Source organism: Thalassovita litoralis, from assembly GCF_900182725.1.
GTDB lineage: Bacteria > Pseudomonadota > Alphaproteobacteria > Rhodobacterales > Rhodobacteraceae > Thalassobius > Thalassobius litoralis.
Genome location: NZ_FXTO01000004.1, coordinates 124,421 through 144,169, shown reverse-complemented (window position 1 = coordinate 144,169; position 19,749 = coordinate 124,421). Strand labels below are relative to the sequence as shown.

Genomic DNA, 19,749 nt, shown 5'->3' with positions numbered 1-19,749 from the left:
CCCGGTATTTTCACCACAGACACAAAGGCCGCCCCTATTCGGGCGGCCTTTTGCATTTAGCGCACTATCGCTTCGATGCCCCACAGGATTAACGCCGCGGGGACAGACAAAGCACAGGCGATCAATGTCAACGCCTGCATCGTCAGGCGCGGCGGCGGGGCGTCATGCCCCAAAACGGTTGATTTCTGTGACCTCATAAGACCGTATTAACCACACATTAGGTTTTCATTGTCTTAACAGAGCTATGGAAATCGCCCCGCTCCAACAATCCGCCCCCTATGCCACGGCCATGATGGCGCTTGGGGTTCCCACGCACCGGATTGGTCCGGCGCTGTCTCTGCACCGGCGGGTGCCGCTGCTTGGGGATTTGACCTATCTGCCCCGTGCCACCTGCCCCGGCGATCTGCCGCCCGGTCCCTGCCTGATCAACGCCCCCGATCCGGCTGCCGATACGCGGCACCACGCTGCGGGGCATATCCCGGTGATGACACCGCAAATCATGGCTGTACTGGACCTGCGCCCGGATGATCCCGCACGGATGGCCGCCCAGCATGGCAAATGGCGCAATCGTCTGCGCCGGGCTGCGGCGGCCCCGTTGAAAACCCACGCCTGTCGTTTCGATCCGGCCCGCCACGGCTGGTTGTTAGATCACGAAACCCACCAGCGCAAAACGCGCCGTTACCGCGCCCTGCCCCATACCTTTACCTGTGCCTATCCGTGTGACCAAACCCTGTTGCTGACCGCGACCCGGCAAAACCGCCCCGTTGCGGCAATGCTGTTTTTGCTGCACGCCCCCGGCGCGACCTATCATATCGGCTGGTCCAACCCCGAAGGTCACGCGCTGAATGCCCATACGTTGCTGTTGTGGCGCGCCAGCCAAATCCTGCGCACCCGCAGCGTGACCCATCTGGAACTGGGACCGCTGGACACCCGAACCGCCCCCGGTCTGGCCCGATTCAAGCTGGGCAGCGGTGCAATCCCCGTAAAACTGGGGCATACATGGCTGTCTTTGCCTGTGCTTTCGCCCTTGCTCAGAACGTTCAGGCACTGGGGCGGCTTTCCCTCTGGCCTTTTTGGCTAAGTCAGTATAGGCGGACCCCGAACAAGTCAGGAAACGCTTATGGATCTGCGAAATATCGCCATCATCGCCCACGTTGACCACGGCAAAACCACCCTTGTGGATGAGCTGCTGAAACAGTCCGGGGCCTTCCGTGAAAATCAGGCCGTGGCCGAACGTGCCATGGACAGCAACGATCTGGAACGGGAACGCGGGATCACCATCTTCGCCAAACCCACCAGTGTTGAATGGAAAAACACCCGTATCAACATCGTGGACACCCCCGGCCACGCCGATTTCGGCGGCGAGGTGGAACGTATCCTCAGCATGGTGGACGGTGTGGTTCTGCTGGTGGACGCCGCCGAAGGCCCGATGCCGCAAACCAAATTCGTGACCTCGAAGGCGCTGGCACTGGGCCTGCGTCCGATCGTGGTGCTGAACAAGGTCGACAAACCCGATGCCGAACCTGACCGCGCATTGGACGAATGTTTTGACCTGTTCGCCAGCCTTGGTGCCGACGAAGACCAGCTTGATTTCCCGCATATGTATGCCTCGGGGCGCAATGGCTGGGCAGATGCCGATCTGGATGGTCCGCGCAAAGACCTGCACGCCCTGTTCCAACTGATTGTGAACCACGTTCCGGCCCCGAAACAGTTGAAGCACCAGGACGAAGATTTCCGTATGCTGGCGACCACGCTGGGCAGCGACCCCTTTATCGGTCGTACCCTGACGGGCCGTGTTGAATCCGGTCGTGCCAAAGTGGGCGCAACCGTGCAGGCGATCAGCCGCGTGGGTCAGAAAATCGAACAATTCCGCGTGACGAAAATTCAGGCCTTCCGCGGTCTGGCCATGCAGGAAATCGACGAAGCCGTTGCCGGTGACATCGTGACGCTGGCCGGGATGAGCAAGGCCACCGTGGCTGATACCATTTGTGCGCTGGCTGTGGATGAACCGCTGGACGCGCAACCGATTGACCCGCCCACCATCACCGTGACCTTTGGCATCAACGACAGCCCGCTGGCGGGCCGGGATGGCAAAAAGGTGCAATCGCGCGTCATCCGTGATCGCCTGATGAAAGAAGCGGAATCCAACGTCGCCATCAAAATTGCCGACACCCCCGGCGGTGAAGCGTTCGAAGTGTCGGGCCGTGGCGAATTGCAGATGGGTGTTCTGATTGAAAACATGCGCCGCGAAGGGTTCGAATTGTCGATCTCGCGCCCGCAGGTGATCATGAAAGAAGAAGACGGCAAGCGGATCGAGCCGGTCGAAGAAGTCACCATCGACGTGGATGACGATTACTCGGGTGCTGTGATCGAAAAAATCACTGGCGCACGCAAGGGCGAACTGGTGGAAATGAAACCCGCCGGTGCAGGTAAAACCCGCATCATCGCCCATGTGCCGTCGCGCGGGTTGATCGGCTATCACGGCGAATTCCTGACCGATACGCGCGGCACCGGCGTGCTGAACCGCGTGTTCCACGGCTGGTCCGAACACAAGGGTTCCATTCCGGGCCGCCGCGCTGGCGTTCTGATCTCGATGGAGGATGGCGAGGCCGTGGCCTATGCGCTGTGGAACCTTGAGGAACGCGGTAAGCTGTTCGTGGAACCGCAGGAAAAAGTGTATCAGGGCATGATCATCGGGGAACATTCCCGCGATAACGATCTGGAAGTGAACCCGCTGAAAGGCAAGAAACTGACCAACGTGCGCGCCTCTGGCACGGACGAAGCGGTACGCCTGACGCCGATTTCGCGCATGACGCTGGAACAGGCGATTGCCTATATCAACGACGATGAACTGGTCGAGGTGACGCCGAACGCGATCCGCCTGCGCAAGCGCTATCTGGACCCGCATGAACGCAAGCGGATGGCACGCCAAGCCTGATGCTGATGGGCCGCCCTTCGGGGCGGCCTTTTTCTTCGGCACAGCATCTTCGCGCAGATGCACAAAAACCCGCCTTCGCAAACGCTTCTGTGCGTATTATCTTGGGGGCCAAAGGAAGGAACACCATCATGCGCAAAATTCAATCACAGGGCGTTCACCACATCACCCTGATGGGGGCTGACCGCCAAACCAGTATCGACTTTTGGGAAGGCGTGCTTGGGATGCCCTTCGTCTTTGAGCAGCCCAATCTGGACAATCCCAAAGACAGCCACCTGTATTTCGATCCCGGTGACGGGCGGTTGATCACGATTTTCACCAACGAAGACCGTCAGGCAGACCGCCGCCGTACCTCGACCGATACGGGGGCTGTGCATCACATCGCGTTCAACGTCAGCAAGGCCAGCTTCACCCAGGCCGCCGACCGTCTGAAAGCACGCGGGATTGTCGTTCACGGGCCGAAAGATCGCGGTTTCATGGATTCGCTGTATTTCAAGGACCCGCTGGGGCTGTTGATCGAACTGGCCTGTTATCGGTTTGAACCGCCCGTGGGCTGCACCTATGCCGATGTGATGATCCGCGCCCATAAAATCCGGGTGGAACGTGGGGATTACAACATTCAGGAAATCCATCTGGCCGACGCAATCGAGGAGTTGGTCGAAACCCGCCAACACTCGCTGTCATCGGATCGCAGCGCGAAAAACCCGTTCTGAAACGAAAAAGGCCGCGCATCCCGCGCGGCCTTTGATTTGTTACGGTTCCGTCCTTATTCAGACGTTTCAACCACCATCAATTCCCGTTCGGACGCGCCACGGGCGTGGTTCAGCGCTTCTTGGTAGTCGGGGCTGTTATAACAGGCCACCGCCGTATCCACATCGGGGAACCACGCCACCACGTTGCGCGGGCGTTCCTTACCTTCCAACTGTACGAACCGTCCTGCGCGAGCAATGAAACGGCCGCCGTGTTTGGCAATCGCAGGCCCGGCCAGTTCGGCATATTTACCGTAAGCCTCGGCATCGGTGACAGTCACATGGGCAATCCATAGGGCTGGCATGTCGGCTCTCCTTTTTCTCAGACACCATCCACGACAACAATGTCGCGGACGCTGGCACGCAAAGCAATCGGCAAAATTTCCTGATATTCGGCCGAGTTATACCACGCAATTGCCGCAGCACGATCCGGGAATTCGATCAGAACCTGACGGCTGCGGGCTTCGCCTTCGACCGTTTCCTGTTCGCCGCCCTTAACCAGAAACCGCCCCCCGGCCTTTTCCGCAAGCGCAACCGTCTGGCTGGCATAGGTCATGTAATCTTCGGGATCGGTTACGTCGATCCGCGCGATGATATAGGCCGTCATGTGGCTCTCCTTATCCCTGCAACACAGCTTTGGCTGCGGCAATCGCGGCATCGGCGTTGGCCACGTCCTTGGCCCCACCCTGCGCCATATCGGGACGGCCACCGCCGCCCTTGCCGCCCAGTTCGGCCACCGCGGCCCGCACCATTTCAACCGCAGACAGCCGATCGGTCAGGTCGCCCGTCACACCCGCTGCCACGGCTGCCTTGCCATCGGCATCGGCAATCAGCAGCACTGCACCAGATCCCAGCCGCGCCTTGTGTTCATCCACCAGCGGCGGCAGATCCCGGCCTGAAACGCCGCTCAGAACCTGAGCCACGAATTGCACGCCGTTCACCTCCTCGGCGCCCGCGCCACCGCCCTGCCCGGCCCCGCCAGCCATCGCCAGATCACGGCGCAGTTGCGCAACCTCGTTGCTCAGCGCCTTGCGCTCGCTCAGCAACGCTTCGACCCGTTCGACCACCTCGGTCGGCTGGGCCTTCAATGCGCCCATCACGGCAGACAAGGTATTGGCCTGTTCGTGCAGATATTCCAGCGCCGCCTGTCCGGTCAGCGCCTCGATCCGGCGCACCCCGGCGCTGGACGCGCTGTCACCAAGGATCACGCACATGCCGATATCGCCGGTCTGTTTCACATGGGTGCCGCCGCACAGCTCCAGCGAATAGGTGTTGCCATCCTGCCCTTTGCCGGTTGGCGCACGGCCCATCGACACCACGCGCACCTCGTCCCCGTATTTTTCACCGAACAAAGCCTGCGCCCCCAGCGCCCGCGCATCATCCGGCGTCATGATCCGGGTATCTACCGGCGTGTTCTGCCGGATATAGGCGTTCACATCGGCGGCAACCTTGCTCAATTCCGCATCCGACAGCGCCTTGGCATGGCTGAAATCGAACCGCAGACGATCCGGCGCATTTAGCGATCCGCGCTGCGCCACATGTTCGCCCAGCGTTTCGCGCAGTGCTTCATGCAGCAGGTGCGTCGCAGAGTGGTTGGCCCGAATGGCCGACCGCCGCGCGTGATCCACCTCTAGCACCGCCGCTGCGCCGGTGGCGATTTCGCCCTCGGTCACTTCGGCAAAGTGGATGAACACGCCCGCCGCTTTCTTGGTATCGGTGATACGCGCCACGCCGGTTTCGGTTTTCAGCGTGCCGGTGTCCCCCACTTGACCGCCGCTTTCGCCATAAAACGGCGTCTGGTTCACTGCGATCTGGATGCTGTCGCCCTTGGCGGCTTTGTCCGCCTGCGCGCCATCCTTGACCACGGCCACCACCTGCGCTTCGGCCGTTTCGGTGTCATAACCCAGAAATTCGGTCACGCCCTTGTTTTCCGCGATGTCATACCAAACGGTTGCATCCGCGGCTTCGCCCGAACCGGCCCAGGCCGCGCGGGCCTTGGCCTTTTGCTCGGCCATTGCCGCGTCAAACCCATCGGTATCCACGGTCAGACCCTTTTCGCGCAGCGCGTCCTGCGTCAGGTCCAGCGGGAACCCATAGGTATCATACAGCTTGAACGCCGCCTCGCCCGGTAGCGCCGTGCTGTCGCCCAAACCTGCCACTTCGTCATCCAGAAGCTTCAGGCCACGATCCAGCGTTTGCTTGAACCGTGTTTCTTCCAGCAGAAGCGTTTCTTCGATCAGCGCCTGCGCCTGCCGCAATTCCGGGTAGGCATCGCCCATCTGCGCCACCAGCGTTGGCACCAGCCGGTTCATCACCGGGTCTTTCGCCCCCAACAGATGCGCATGGCGCATGGCACGGCGCATGATCCGCCGCAGCACATAACCGCGCCCGTCATTGCTGGGCATCACCCCATCCGCAATCAGGAACGAGGTTGACCGCAGGTGATCCGCGATCACCCGATGATGCACGTTCTGATCCCCGAACGGGTCCACATTCGTGGCATGGGCCGAGGCTTCGATCAACGCGCGGAACAGATCGGTGTCATAGTTGTCATGGCTGCCCTGCAACAGCGCCCCGATCCGTTCCAGCCCCATGCCAGTGTCGATGGATTGCATATCAAGATCAATCATCGACCCGTCTGCGAACTGTTCGTTCTGCATGAAAACGACGTTCCAGATTTCAATGAAACGGTCGCCGTCTTCTTCCGGGCTACCCGGAGGGCCACCCCAGATGTGATCGCCGTGATCATAGAAAATTTCGGTGCAGGGACCGCAGGGACCAGTCGGCCCCATCTGCCAGAAATTATCGCTGGTGGCGATGCGGATAATCCGGTCTTCGGGCACGCCCACGCTTTTCCAGATATTAAACGCCTCGTCATCGGTATGGTAAACCGTGGTCAGCAGGCGGGATTTGTCGATCCCGAATTCTTTCGTCACCAGTTCCCATGCGAATGGGATCGCTTCTTTTTTGAAATAATCGCCAAAGCTGAAATTCCCCAGCATTTCAAAAAACGTGTGGTGCCGCGCGGTATAGCCGACATTGTCCAGATCGTTGTGTTTCCCACCCGCGCGCACACATTTCTGCGCGGTTGTTGCGCGGACGTAATCGCGCTTTTCCACCCCGGTGAAGCAGTTCTTAAACTGCACCATCCCCGAATTGGTGAACATCAGCGTCGGGTCGTTGCGCGGCACAAGCGGACTGGACGGGACAATCGTATGCCCCTGTTTTTGGAAATAGTTCAGGAAGGTCGAGCGGATCTCGTTCAGGCTGGGCATCGGTTTCACGATCTTTCAGGCAAGGCCAAATTTCCCGCAGATTTAGCCCCGCCCGCGCCCGGTGTCCACAGCTAGCTTGGTTTGCAATCCGTCACGCCGTTACAAAATCCGGAATATGGAAAAGCCGGGCGCGATACTGCACCCGGCTTTTTGCAAATGAAACGGGATGGGTGGGACCGATCAGGCCTCCAGCACGTCGTCATCTTCTTCGTTCATGTGGAAATCCAAACCATGCGCAGCGCGGATTTTATCCTCGATCTGATAGGCGATTTCCGGGTTGTCGCGCAGGAATTGCTTGGCGTTCTCTCGTCCCTGCCCCAGCCGTTCATCGGCATAGCTGAACCAAGCACCCGATTTATCCACCACGCCCGCTTTCACGCCCAAATCAAGCAGTTCGCCAGTTTTGGAAATGCCTTCGCCATACATGATGTCGAATTCGACCTGTTTGAACGGCGGCGCAACCTTGTTTTTCACCACTTTCACGCGGGTGGAGTTGCCCACCACTTCGTCCCGGTCCTTAATGGCCCCAATGCGGCGGATATCCAGCCGGACAGAGCTGTAGAATTTCAGCGCATTGCCCCCAGTCGTGGTTTCCGGGCTGCCGAACATAACGCCGATTTTCATGCGGATCTGGTTGATGAAGATCACCATACACTTGCTGCGCGCGATGGACCCGGTCAATTTACGCATGGCCTGACTCATCAGGCGGGCCTGTACGCCGACATTGCTGTCGCCCATGTCGCCTTCCAGCTCGGATTTCGGGGTCAGCGCCGCGACCGAGTCGACAACAACCATGCTGACGGCCCCGGACCGCACCAGCGTATCCACGATCTCCAATGCCTGTTCGCCCGTATCAGGCTGGCTGATCAGCAGCTCATCCAGATTAACGCCCAGCTTCTTGGCATATTGCGGGTCCAGCGCGTGTTCGGCATCGACAAAGGCGCAAATCCCGCCTTTTTTCTGCTCTTCGGCCACGCAATGCAACGTTAGCGTGGTTTTCCCCGAACTTTCCGGCCCGTAAATTTCGATAATCCGCCCCTTAGGCAGGCCGCCAATCCCCAGCGCAATATCCAGCCCCAAAGACCCGGTCGAGGTCGCCTCGATCTCTTGCACGGCATTTTCGCCGCCCAGTTTCATGATCGAGCCTTTGCCGAATTGCCGTTCAATCTGCGCCAATGCGCTATCCAGCGCCTTTTGCTTATCCGCGTTGCGTTTGCTGTCCATCGAAAGAAGATCTGCCGTTGCCATTGTTCGCTTCCTTATCCCATACCAGCCGCCCCGCGGCAATCGCTGCATGTGTTCGCCGTATGTTCCCGCTCGTTATGAATACAAAACAAGAACATTACAACAGAAAAATTCCTAGTTTCAATTTGAGCAAAGAGCGTTAATGATTGGTTGACGCCGCCGGTATATTTTCAAATATCACATAAGGAATTCCGCACATGCTTGTGTTTTGGAAGGAAAAAATTGTTTTTCTGTCTGTTCCAAAAACCGGCACGACAGCCTATCAGGCAGCCCTTGCCCCCCGTGCGACGATGGTCGTGACCGACCCGCCGGAGCTGAAACATGCCCCGCTTTACCGCTATAACCGCTTCTTCCGCCCGATGTTCGACAAGGTGGGCGGGGCCGATATGGAGACGCTGGCGGTTGTGCGCGAACCGATCAGTTGGCTGGGAAGCTGGTATAGATACCGCCGCCGCCCCTTTATGGAAGGACGGCCAAATGCAACCCATAACGTCAGCTTCGACGCATTCGTCGAAGGTTATCTTCAGGGGAAACCGCCCGGCTTTGCCAATGTCGGCAGTCAGGCCAAATTTCTGGAACCGCGCCCAAACGGCACAGCCGTGACACATCTGTTTCGCTACGAAGACCAACCCGAATTACGTCGCTTTCTAGAGGACAGATTGAACGTCACACTGGAGTTGACACAAGAAAACGTCTCTCCGCAAATGTCGCTGGACCTGTCCCCCGAAATCGAACGCCGCCTGCGACGCAAACGCCCCGAAGAATTCGCGCTATGGGAAAGCGCGGCGCGGTAAGCCCACATCACGCCATTTGTTTTTGCACCGTATCCAGCAGATCGGTCAGCGAAAACGGCTTGGGTAAAAAGACGGAATTGCTGACGGGGTCTGCGCTGTCGTCCAGCGCATCCTCGGCGTAGCCGGACACGAAAACCACCCGTACATCCGGGCGGATTTGGCGTGCCTGACGAACCCATGTGGGGCCGTCCATCCCCGGCATAATCACATCCGTCACGAACAGATCCACATCCAACAACGGGTCTTGCAATAGGTTCATCGCCTCTTCACCTGTTCCCGCCTCGATCACCGTGTAGCCCTTGAGCTTCAACGCCCGCGATGCAAATGCCCGCACCGGGGCCTCGTCCTCGACCAGCAGCACCACACCTTCATCACGTGGCATAGGCACGTTCCGAGACGGCAGAGGTTTGTCCCGCGCAGGTCCAGCAACAGGAACGCCCTGATAAACAGGGAACATCAGCGTAAAGGTCGTGCCCCGGCCCACAGTGCTGTCCACAAAGATGAAACCACCGCTTTGCTTGACGATCCCATATGCCGTGGACAACCCCAGACCTGTGCCTTCGCCCTGTCGCTTGGTGGCAAAAAAGGGTTCAAACACCTTTTGCAACTTATCAACAGGAATGCCGCATCCTTTGTCAGACACCTGAACCGTCACATATTCCCCCGGCGGGACTGTGGCACGGTCCCGTTCCAATGGAATTTCCAACCGCTGAATACCAGTTTCGATCCGAATGTCCCCGCCCTCTGGCATGGCGTCGCGGGCGTTCACAACCAGATTCATCAGCACTTGTTCCAACTGCCGCTTATCCGCCCGTACATTTTTCAGCACCGGATCATGCATCAAGGTCAGAGTGATCTTTTCCCCCACCAAGCGATTTAGCAGATGCGTCAGATCAGCCAGCGTTTCCCGCCAAGATTTCAGGACGCAACGTTTGTTTACGGGAAAACGCCAGAAGCTGCCCCACAAGCGCCGCCGCGCGATTGGCATTTTGTGTGATTTGCACCAAATCGGCGTAATCGGGGTCTTCCTGATCATGGCGCAGAAGCAACAAATCGCAATGGCCGGAAATCGCCGTCAGCAGGTTGTTGAAATCATGCGCCACCCCCCCGGCCAATTCGCCGATCGCCTGCATTTTCTGACTTTGTACAAATTGCGCCTCCAAGCTTTTCAATTCGGTCGCATCATGCAGGATTGCAATCAGCGATGGGCCTGACGGATCCTCGACCCGCCCCAAAGAAACCTGAAGAAACACTTCTGTTTCGCTGGATTTCAGGCGCAGGAATTCTGACTCCCCCAAATCACGCCCCTGCAACGCATCGTTCAGCCAATCCGAAACGGGTCTGCCCAACCCTTCCAGAACACGTGGCAAAGTCACCCCTTCGGTCCGGGGCAGCCCCAACAGATTGCGCGCCATGCGATTGGATTGCACGATTTCCCCACCAACAGCCAACCGCAGGATCGCTACTGGTAATCCGTCGAAAGCCGCCCATTCGGCATCCCACGCGTCTTCGCCCATGTTAGAGGGTAGAAAGAAAACCTCACGTTTTCCCGCATTTGCCTGTGTTTCCACAACAAAACACGGGTATGTGCCATCCCCATGCCGCACCGGATTTATATGCCCCGATTGCAGTGGCAGGTCTGGAAACACCTCCTCCAGCCGCCGGACGCGCCCGCCCACAAATTCACGTGCGGCTTCGTTCATCGACAGGATCGCACCACTGCGCCCAGTCGTCAGCATTGGCAAGGCCGCGCCGGGGCCGCCACGCGGACGCTGTTCCGTCACTTCCTCAATCCGCCAGATAAAATTATACGCCCCCACTGCGGTAACGCTCAAGCGGACATACCCACGCCGCGTCGCGATTTCATCTTGTGCGCCTCCCGCTTCGGTTGCCCGGATTTGTAACCGCGCCAAAGAGGTTCCCGGATTAGGCAGCACATCCCGCAAAGATGACGCCAGTGTCATGCCTCGCACGGGCTGCAACCGCGCCTGCGCCGCAGCATTAAACGATTTGATCTGCCCCAGATCATCCGTCATAAAACCCAAAGCGGGATCATGTGCTAAAAATTCCGCAGCCAGCGCCTGCAAAGCGTTTTGCGCACGTGACAGGCGAAATTGCTGTACCAAAACCACAGCAGACACCGTCAGCAAACCGATCCCGGCAGCCAAAGCCCCCTGCGCGGCCGCGCCATTTGGCAGCAAAAACGCAGCCAGCACGGCCCCAAGCCCAAGGGCCAACAACACCATCCCCCGCCCCGGTCCGCGACGCTGCGGTGTCACAGGCATGGTCTGCGCAGTCAATGTCATGTCCCACCATCCAGCTGTTGATTCTGCCCCAGACTGCCCCGGAAACAGTTAATCGGCGCTTAATTTGCGCCATTTCAGCTTATGGTTGCGTCACTTCGGTGATTTGGTCAAGCAGCAGGCGAAAAACCCGTCGCCTTCGGGACCGGGAAACCATTGTTGGGACCACTGCAAATCCCAATCTGGATGCCGCGCCAGAAACGCATCTACCCGCGCATCGTTTTCAGCCCGCAAAACAGAGCAGGTCGCATAGGCAAGGACGCCATTTTGCGCCACAAGCCCTTGGGCCTGATCCAGAATTTCATCCTGAATTTGCGTTAACTCAGCCAAGGCGGACGCATCAAACACCCATTTGCCTTCGGGGCTGCGCCGCCATGCACCGCTACCGGAACAGGGCGCATCGCACAGAACCAGATCGAACGGACCTGCCCCGGATAACCCGCTATTTTCCAATAGCTTAACAGAAACACCAGCCCGGTCCGCCCGTACAGGCAGATCCTTCAGCCGCCGGGGATTGGCGTCATGGGCAAAAAACTCTGCCCGCGCCCGGCCTGCCATCGCCAGGGTTTTACCACCGCCACCAGCGCAATAATCCAGAACACGCATCCCATCACGCAGCGGCAGACGATCCACCACCGCCTGCGATGCGCCGTCCTGCAATTCGATCATACCCTGTAGATAGGCAGCAGAGCCATTCACCCGGCGCGCGCCTTCGGACACCAGCAGCGCGGTTGGCGACACCGAAACCGGCGCCGCAACAATCCCATCTGCGGCCAACTGCGCGACGGCCTTGGAAACCGAGGATTTCCGCAGATTAACCCGCAACATCACCGGCGCACGGGACCGCAAAACCTGTGCCAATGGGGCCGGATCGCCTAGCGACGCCTGCAATTCCGGCACGATCCAATCCGGCAAATCCAGCGCATCGGCACCTTCGGGAACAGAACCGCCTGCGGCTTCCTGTTCCGTCAACGGCGCGGGCGCATGGCCCTGTCCGGTAAAGACCTGCGCCGGGTCGCGCCCTTCGGATCGCAGCAGGCCAATCATCAGACCACGCCCCGACAGCCCCCCGCCCAGAACGGCAAAGGACCGTTTGCAGCGCAACGCATCGAAAACGTGATCGCGTACCGCCGCACGATCCTTGGACCCGGCAAAACGCGAGCGCCGCCCCCAAGAGGTCAGCGCCTTTTCCGCTGGCTCCCCGGCCAGGATCAGTTCCAACACTTCGGCGGCTGCACCGATCCGGGCCTCTGGGGTCATAGCGTTACCTTAGCTTTGATGCGCAACAGATTGATAAATCAACCAATCCGATAGTTCGGGCTTTCACGCGTGATCTGCACGTCATGCACATGGCTTTCGGTCAGACCGGCATTGGTGATCTTTACGAAATTGCAGTTCTTGCGCATCTCTTCGACCGTCGCATTGCCGGTATAGCCCATCGCCGCCCGCAAACCGCCGACCAATTGGTGAATAACCGCCGAGGCCGGACCTTTGTACGGCACCTGCCCTTCGATCCCTTCGGGCACCAGCTTGTCACTGGCGGCATCTTTTTGGAAATAGCGATCCGCAGAGCCGCGTGCCATTGCGCCCAAAGACCCCATACCGCGATAGGATTTGAACGACCGACCCTGATACAGGATCACCTCGCCCGGCGATTCATCGGTCCCGGCGATCATGCTGCCGACCATTGCGCAGCTTGCACCGGCGGCAATCGCCTTGGCGAAATCGCCCGAAAATTTGATCCCGCCATCCGCGATGACAGGCGTTTCGCCCGCCGCACCCGCGCAATCCATGATGGCCGTTAGCTGCGGCACACCCACACCGGCCACCATCCGCGTGGTACAGATAGACCCCGGCCCGATCCCGACCTTCACGGCATCGGCCCCTGCATCAATCAGCGCCTTTGTGGCTGCGGCGGTGGCCACGTTGCCCGCGATTACCTGCACTTCGTTCGACAGGGCCTTGGCGCGTTTGACCGCCTCCAGCACACCCGCCGAATGGCCGTGCGCGGTGTCCACCACCAGAATATCCACACCGGCATCCACCAGCGCCTCGGACCGTTCAAACCCGGCATCGCCCACGCCCGTGGCCGCCGCCACACGCAAACGGCCCAGATTGTCCTTGCAGGCGGTCGGGTTCAGCACGGCCTGTTCGGTATCGCGCAGCGTCAACAGGCCCGTCAGCTTTCCGTTCCCATCATGCACCAGCAGCTTTTCGATACGGCGCGCCTTCATCAGGCTTTTGGCTTCGTCCAGATCGGCGGGTTCCGCCAGCATCGCCAAATCATTGCTGGTCATCATTGCCGACACCGGCATATCGTCCGAGCTGGCAAACCGCATGTCCCGGTTGGTCAGGATACCCACAACCAGCCCGCGTTCATCAACCACCGGAAAGCCGGTGAAATTATAACGCTCGACCAGTGCCTTGGCATCGGCAAGCGTTTGGTTCACGGTCAGGGTTACAGGGTTATACACAATACCGGATTCAAACCGTTTGACCCGGCGAACCTCTTGGGCCTGCTGGTCTGCGGTCAGGTTTTTGTGGATCACGCCCATGCCACCGGCCTGCGCCATGGCAATCGCCATCCGGCTTTCGGTCACGGTATCCATAGCCGAGCTGAGCAGCGGGATATTCAATGCGATAGATTTGGTCACACGCGTGCGCGTATCCGCCGTAGACGGCAAAACGCTGGACGCAGCGGGAACCAGAAGAACGTCATCGAAGGTAAGGGCCTCACGAATTTCCATTGGCAGGACTCCGGCAAAATGGGGATCGGTGTTGGCACGTCCCTTTCTCATGGATCAGGCGGAAAGAAAACCCCCAAACGGGACGATGCGTCACCTTTGCCGTTTTCCCTTGGCAGCCTGCCTGCATCGCGCCACCCTGTTCCCGTCTTCGCAAAGGGAGGAGCGCATGACAAAAGTTCTGTATGAGAAAACCGGACGGATCGCCCGTATCACCCTCAACCGCCCCGAGGTGATGAACGCCATCGACGACGAATTACCGCATCTACTGGCCGCAGCAGTGGCGCAAGCCGATGCCGACCCCGGTGTGCATGTGATGGTTTTGTCAGGCAATGGCCCGGCGTTTTGCGCAGGCTATGATCTGACCTATTACGCCGAAGGCAACGGCAACGGTCAGGCCACGCAGGACATGCCGTGGGATCCGATCAAGGACTATGCCTTTATGTGGAAAAACACACAGGCCTTTATGTCGCTGTTTCGTGCGCTGAAGCCTGTGATTTGCAAGGTCCACGGCTTTGCCGTTGCGGGGGGATCGGACATCGCGCTGTGTTCCGATCTGGTGTTCATGGAGGACACGGCAAAAATCGGCTATATGCCCGCCCGCGTCTGGGGTTGCCCCACCACCGCGATGTGGGTCTATCGTCTTGGCCCGGAAAAGGCCAAGCGTATGATGTTCACCGGCGATAAAATCACCGGACGCGAAGCCGAGGACATGGGCCTGATCCTGAAAGCCACCCCCGCCGCCGATCTGGATAACGCGGTCGAGGAAATGGCGGATCGCATGGCCTCGGTTCCGATTAACCAACTGGTGATGCAAAAGATGGTGATCAATCAGGCCGTGGAACAAACCGGGTTGATGAACACCCAGCGGCTGGCCACGATTTTCGACGGCATCACCCGCCATTCCCCCGAAGGCATCAATTTCAAAAATCGGGCCGAGGATGTGGGCTGGAAACAGGCGGTCCATGAACGCGATACAGGCACCTATGACTGGACGCAAAACCGCCCGATCAACGCCCCCAAATGACATGACGGGCCGCAGGTGAACATCACAGGCGGCCCGTTTGTGTCAAATGCTGTGCAGTGAGTATTTTGGGCAAGATGAAAGGCGCGGAGGGGTGCTCCCCCTAGCGGCCTTCGTATTTTGGGGCGCGTTTTTCCAGAAAGGCCAGCACGCCTTCCTTGAAATCCCGGCTTTGGCCGCAGACGCCCTGAGATCGACCTTCAACGCCAAGCTGGTCTTCCAGCGTGTTGTCCCAACTGCCGCGGATCGCCTGTTTCACATGGGCGTAGGCCAGCGTTGGCCCCTTCGCCAGATGAGCAGCACGGGATTTCCACACTGCATCGAATTCCGCATCTGGCACCGCTTCCCAGATCAGGCCCCAGTCATCGGCCTGCCGGGCGCTGATCTTATCCGCGAACAGGGCCGCGCCCATTGCCTTGGCCGACCCCATATTGCGCGTCATCCAATAGGTGCCGCCCGCATCCGGGATCAGCCCGATCCGGGTAAAGGCCTGCATAAAATAGGCGCTTTCCGTGGCAATCACCACATCCGCCGCCAATGCCAGATTGGCCCCCGCGCCCGCCGCCGGGCCATTCACCGCCGAAATCGTCGGGATTGGGCAATCAAATATCGCCTTCAGCATCGGGTAATATTCGTCGCGCAGCGTGCGTTCCAGATCCAGATTGGCAGCCGTGGCCCGATCGCTCAGATCCTGACCGGAACAAAACGCCCGGCCATCGCCCGTAATCACCAGTACACGCGCCGTTTTTCCGGCCTCTTGTGCGGCATGGGCGATTTCTGCCCGCATCTGGGCATTCAGCGCGTTCATCTTATCCGCGCGGTTCAGCGTCAACACCGCAACACAGTCGGTCGTGTTCAGCGTTATGGTCTGATAGTCCATTTAGGGCCTCCCGTGCCGTTTCCAGCGCAACATAACCGGCTGCACGGTCTGGTAAAGGGAAACAGCGCCTTACTCGCCCATAATTTCCTTCAGGCGGGTCTGCTCTTCCTCGGACAAGGCAACGACCGGGGTTTCCGTGCCCGATTGCCGCTTGCGCAGATAGCCAATGCCGATCACCAGCGCGATCAACAACATCAGCGGCCCTGCCCCCCACAACAGCCAGTTCACGCCGCCGGTCAGCGGTTTCAGCAGCACATATTCGCCGTAGCGATCCACCAGGTATTGCTTCACCTCGGGATTGCTGTCGCCCGCCGTGATCCGTTCACGCACCAGAATACGCAGATCACGGGCCAATTCGGCATTGGAATCGTCGATGCTTTCGTTGCGGCAAACCAGACAGCGCAAATCCTTGGAGACTTCACGCGCCCGCGCTTCCAGCGCGGGGTCACTTAGCATTTCATCGGGTTGCACAGCATAGGCAGGAACAGCCAGCACCAGCGAAAGGATAAAGATCAACCGTTTCATTCCGCAGGCACCCCTTGCATCGCTTGCCGCCGACGCGCGCCCGCCGCCACACGATAGCGCCGGTCCGACAGGCTAAGCGCACCGCCGATCGCCATCAGGATCGACCCGCCCCAAATCCAGTTGGCCAGCGGTTTGTAGTAGACACGCACAGCCCAACCGCCGCCATCCTGCGGATCACCGATCACCGTATACACATCGCGCAGGAAGCCGTTATCAATCGCGGCTTCCGTCGTGGGCATACGCGCCACCGGATATTGCCGCTTTTCAGGATGCAGCGTGGAAATCGGTTGACCATCCTTCGACAGTTCCATCGTTCCCATGGTCGAGAAATAGTTCGGCCCCTGCACCCGGTTCACCTCGGTCAGTTCCAGCGTAAAGCCGGCCACGTTCCACGGTTCGCCAAGCTGCACGACACGAATATCTTCTTCTTCCCATGCCATCAGCCCGGCAATTCCCAGCATGGTGATCCCCAGACCAGCGTGGGCGACCGCCTTGCCCCAATCGGCCCGCGGCAGGCGCATCAGGCGCGCCAGCCGATCCTTGCGCCCAGTCCGGCCCCACAGGTCCACAGCCGCGCCAAACACCAGCCACGCCCCCAGGAATACGCCCACTGGTCCCAGCAGGCTGCGCCCGCTTTGGACAGCCCAAGCCAGCCCGCCAAGCGCCAGCGCCAGAACCAGCACCGGAATCAGCGGTTTGATCGTCCGCCGCAAGGATGCGCGTTTCCACGGCAGCATTGCCCCCACTGGCAGGATGATACCCAACACCAGCATAAAGGGCGTAAACGCCATGTTAAAAAACGGCGCACCAACCGACAGTTTCCGCTCGAACGCAATTTCCGCGATCAAAGGCCAGATCGTGCCGATGAACACCACAAAAGCGCTGACCGCCAACAGGATGTTATTCACGACCAGACCGCTTTCGCGGCTGACCAGACCGAAAATGCCCTTGGCTTCCATGATACCGGCACGCGCAGCATACAACGTCAGCGCACCGCCCATGAACACCGCCAGAATCGCTAGGATAAACACCCCGCGTTCAGGATCATTAGCAAAGGCATGAACGCTGGTAATCACGCCCGAGCGCACGATAAACGTGCCGATCAGGCTGAACCCAAAGGCCATGATCGCCAACAGGATCGTCCAGCTTTTCAGGCTTTCCCGTTTTTCCACCACAATCGCGGAATGCAGCAGTGCAGCCGCCAGCAACCACGGCATGAAGCTGGCATTTTCCACCGGGTCCCAGAACCAGAACCCGCCCCAGCCCAATTCGTAATAGGCCCACCACGATCCCAGACCGATCCCGATGGTCAAAAACACCCATGCGGCCAGCGTCCACGGGCGTACCCAGCGCCCCCATGCCGCATCCACGCGCCCTTCGATCAGTGCGGCAACAGCAAAGGAAAACGCCATGCTTAGCCCCACATAACCCAGATACAGGAACGGCGGGTGAAAGGCCAAACCGGGATCTTGCAGCAGCGGGTTCAGATCCTGCCCGTCAAACGGTGGCACAGCCAGCCGCAGGAATGGATTCGAGGTGAACAGGATAAACCCGAAAAATGCCACGGAAATCGCAGATTGAACCGCCAGAACCCGCGCCTTCAAGGTGGGGGGCAGGTTCCCGCCGAACCATGCGGCCATCGCGCCAAACAAGCTTAGGATTAGCACCCAAAGCAGCATGGACCCTTCGTGATTCCCCCACACGCCCGACACCTTGTACAGCATCGGTTTCAGCGAATGGGAATTCAGCACCACCAGACGCAGCGAAAAGTCCGAGGTGACAAAGGCATAAGTCAGCGCGGCAAAGGAAAATGCCGTCAGCAAGAACTGCAAATTTGCAGCAGGTTCGGCGACGGCCATCCAGCCGGGCCAGCGTTTCTGGGCGCCAATCAAAGGAACGACCGCCTGTACACAGGCGACCAGAAAGGCAAGGATAAGGGCGAAGTGGCCAAGCTCTGTAATCATGCGGTGGTTATAGTGCTTTGCGCATATCCGTCCAATCGGATTCGGACACTAACCCTGATCACATTGTCGCGCCCTGCATCTTTACCGGCCTGCCAGCGCCCCCTGCGCCTGCCAATCGCTTAGCGCCGCGTTCTCCTCGGGTGGGACTGCGCCGGACCGCATGGACAGGTCGCGCAGCACGCGGGTCTGAAACTCCTGCCCCTTGGCTTGGTGACGTGCGCCGAAATAAAAAGACACGATCACCCCCAGCAACCACCACAGCGGTTCCGGCACCAAGGCGATGCCTTCCATTCGGGCAGCAAACCACGCAGGGTCCACCATCGCGCCAATGAACAGTGCCAGCGTTCCCAGCGCCAGACCGGGGCGCGGCAACCTGTTCAGCCCGTCCACCATCCGATCAAATACCCCCTTGCGCGGCTGGGCGAATTCCGCCCCGAACTGCTCCAGCGCCGCCTGCTGCAAGACCACGCGCCGCGCCGCTTCATCTTCGGCATTCACCCGAAACACCTCGGCGGTGTTCTGTATCAGATTGCGCCCGTCGCCAAACAGCATCTCCATTGCCCGCATCATCATCCCCATGCCGAAATCCTTTGCCGAAATGCCGCCTCGCTCAGATGATAGCGCGGCGAAATAAAGTCTTCGGCCCGCCTGATCCAGCCGCCTTTGCCCCCGGCCCGGCTGACCGCGTATTTCCGGGATGCAGGTCGCGCATCCGCCAGCGCGAAATAGTAATTCCGCCGTGCAATTCCATACGCATCCGCCAGATAAGCCGGGGCCACCTGCGCCGCGCGATAGGCCGCCGCAGCCGTCAACGGCCCGATCACCCCATCCTCAGCCACCGCTTCTCCCATCTGGCGCAACAGCCGTTGCAGGATTTTCACTGCATTCGATCCCGCATTGACATACATATCAAAAACCGACGCCCGCAGCACTTCGGGCAGGCTAGCGATCCGGGGCTTTTCGTAATAGTCGCGCAGGAAAATCTGCACCGCTTGGTCCCGCGACAGGATTTTCACATCCTCTGCATCCACCAGCCCGTCGCCGGTCAGGTCCAGCCCCAACCGTCGCATCGTGCCCACCGTCACCCCGAAATTCGTGGCCCCGCCCGGATCGTCCGGGTCGTTCACATAGCCCCCTTCGCGCCCGATAGTCTCTTCTGCCAATTGCCTGACTGTCTGCATGGTATCACCCCGGTAATGCCCGATGCGATCACCCTGCCCGTCAAAGGTTAACCTCCCCTCACACCAGCGCGCCCTAAGCCCAACGAAAAACCCCCGGTCGTGAAACCGGGGGCTATCCATGAACTGCGTT

At 59.4% G+C, this 19,749-nt stretch carries 16 protein-coding genes and 1 pseudogene; 5 read left to right on the top strand and 12 right to left on the bottom strand.

Annotated elements, in window-relative coordinates; translation table 11 throughout:
• The first annotated feature begins 244 nt into the window (after positions 1 to 244).
• The 3 genes from FN828_RS05560 (at position 245) to FN828_RS05550 (ending at position 3,648) form a co-directional block, all read left to right on the top strand.
• Complete coding sequence (locus FN828_RS05560; protein ID WP_142492405.1) at positions 245 to 1,081, top strand: GNAT family N-acetyltransferase; 837 nt, start codon at positions 245 to 247, stop codon at positions 1,079 to 1,081.
• Positions 1,082 to 1,120: 39 nt separating this feature from the next.
• Complete coding sequence (typA, locus tag FN828_RS05555) at positions 1,121 to 2,938, top strand: translational GTPase TypA (protein WP_142492404.1); 1,818 nt, start codon at positions 1,121 to 1,123, stop codon at positions 2,936 to 2,938.
• Between the two features lie 128 nt (positions 2,939 to 3,066).
• Positions 3,067 to 3,648, top strand: a complete 582-nt coding sequence (locus FN828_RS05550; protein WP_142492403.1) for a VOC family protein — start codon at positions 3,067 to 3,069, stop codon at positions 3,646 to 3,648.
• 53 nt (positions 3,649 to 3,701) lie between these two features.
• Here the strand turns inward: FN828_RS05550 and FN828_RS05545 are convergent, their stop codons facing one another.
• From FN828_RS05545 to recA, 4 genes are all read right to left on the bottom strand, one after another.
• Entirely contained in the window at positions 3,702 to 3,989 is a 288-nt protein-coding gene (locus FN828_RS05545; RefSeq protein ID WP_142492402.1) for a DUF1330 domain-containing protein, read from the bottom strand.
• Positions 3,990 to 4,006: 17 nt separating this feature from the next.
• The gene (locus FN828_RS05540) at positions 4,007 to 4,291 is read right to left on the bottom strand and encodes a DUF1330 domain-containing protein (protein ID WP_142492401.1); all 285 of its coding nucleotides are present in this window, start codon (positions 4,289 to 4,291) and stop codon (positions 4,007 to 4,009) included.
• Between the two features lie 10 nt (positions 4,292 to 4,301).
• Positions 4,302 to 6,959: an alanine--tRNA ligase gene (alaS, locus tag FN828_RS05535; protein ID WP_142492400.1), complete on the bottom strand. Its 2,658-nt coding sequence runs from the start codon at positions 6,957 to 6,959 to the stop codon at positions 4,302 to 4,304.
• 180 nt (positions 6,960 to 7,139) lie between these two features.
• Positions 7,140 to 8,207, bottom strand: coding sequence for a recombinase RecA (recA, locus tag FN828_RS05530; RefSeq protein ID WP_142492399.1), 1,068 nt, complete (start codon positions 8,205 to 8,207; stop codon positions 7,140 to 7,142).
• A 194-nt stretch (positions 8,208 to 8,401) separates the two neighbouring features.
• On the opposite strand from recA, the gene FN828_RS05525 reads away from it, so the two are divergent.
• Complete coding sequence (locus FN828_RS05525; protein WP_142492398.1) at positions 8,402 to 8,998, top strand: sulfotransferase family protein; 597 nt, start codon at positions 8,402 to 8,404, stop codon at positions 8,996 to 8,998.
• Positions 8,999 to 9,005: 7 nt separating this feature from the next.
• On the opposite strand, the pseudogene FN828_RS21080 reads toward FN828_RS05525, so the two are convergent.
• From FN828_RS21080 to guaB, 3 genes and pseudogenes are all read right to left on the bottom strand, one after another.
• Positions 9,006 to 11,304: pseudogene (locus FN828_RS21080) on the bottom strand (ATP-binding protein).
• 90 nt (positions 11,305 to 11,394) lie between these two features.
• Positions 11,395 to 12,561, bottom strand: a complete 1,167-nt coding sequence (locus FN828_RS05515) for an RsmB/NOP family class I SAM-dependent RNA methyltransferase (RefSeq protein ID WP_142492397.1) — start codon at positions 12,559 to 12,561, stop codon at positions 11,395 to 11,397.
• 38 nt (positions 12,562 to 12,599) lie between these two features.
• Positions 12,600 to 14,048 carry an IMP dehydrogenase gene (guaB, locus tag FN828_RS05510; RefSeq protein ID WP_142492396.1) on the bottom strand — a complete coding sequence of 483 codons (1,449 nt, stop codon included), beginning with the start codon at positions 14,046 to 14,048 and terminating at the stop codon, positions 12,600 to 12,602.
• A gap of 49 nt (positions 14,049 to 14,097) precedes the next feature.
• On the opposite strand from guaB, the gene FN828_RS05505 reads away from it, so the two are divergent.
• The gene (locus tag FN828_RS05505; RefSeq protein ID WP_328592203.1) at positions 14,098 to 15,072 is read left to right on the top strand and encodes a crotonase/enoyl-CoA hydratase family protein; all 975 of its coding nucleotides are present in this window, start codon (positions 14,098 to 14,100) and stop codon (positions 15,070 to 15,072) included.
• 100 nt (positions 15,073 to 15,172) lie between these two features.
• Here the strand turns inward: FN828_RS05505 and FN828_RS05500 are convergent, their stop codons facing one another.
• The 5 genes from FN828_RS05500 to FN828_RS05480 all read right to left on the bottom strand — a co-directional run bounded on the left by FN828_RS05500 (position 15,173) and on the right by FN828_RS05480 (position 19,619).
• The gene (locus FN828_RS05500; RefSeq protein ID WP_142492394.1) at positions 15,173 to 15,949 is read right to left on the bottom strand and encodes an enoyl-CoA hydratase-related protein; all 777 of its coding nucleotides are present in this window, start codon (positions 15,947 to 15,949) and stop codon (positions 15,173 to 15,175) included.
• Between the two features lie 69 nt (positions 15,950 to 16,018).
• Positions 16,019 to 16,474 (bottom strand): cytochrome c-type biogenesis protein, encoded by a 456-nt coding sequence (locus tag FN828_RS05495; protein ID WP_142492393.1) that lies wholly within the window; start codon positions 16,472 to 16,474, stop codon positions 16,019 to 16,021.
• Complete coding sequence (locus FN828_RS05490) at positions 16,471 to 18,438, bottom strand: heme lyase CcmF/NrfE family subunit (protein WP_142492392.1); 1,968 nt, start codon at positions 18,436 to 18,438, stop codon at positions 16,471 to 16,473. The genes FN828_RS05495 and FN828_RS05490 overlap by 4 nt, the downstream gene beginning before the upstream one ends.
• 81 nt (positions 18,439 to 18,519) lie before the next feature.
• Complete coding sequence (locus FN828_RS05485; protein ID WP_142492391.1) at positions 18,520 to 19,017, bottom strand: holin family protein; 498 nt, start codon at positions 19,015 to 19,017, stop codon at positions 18,520 to 18,522.
• A complete protein-coding gene (locus FN828_RS05480) occupies positions 19,008 to 19,619 on the bottom strand; it encodes a holin-associated N-acetylmuramidase (RefSeq protein WP_142492390.1) in 612 nt (203 codons plus the stop codon). The genes FN828_RS05485 and FN828_RS05480 overlap by 10 nt, the downstream gene beginning before the upstream one ends.
• Between the last annotated feature and the right edge of the window lie 130 nt (positions 19,620 to 19,749).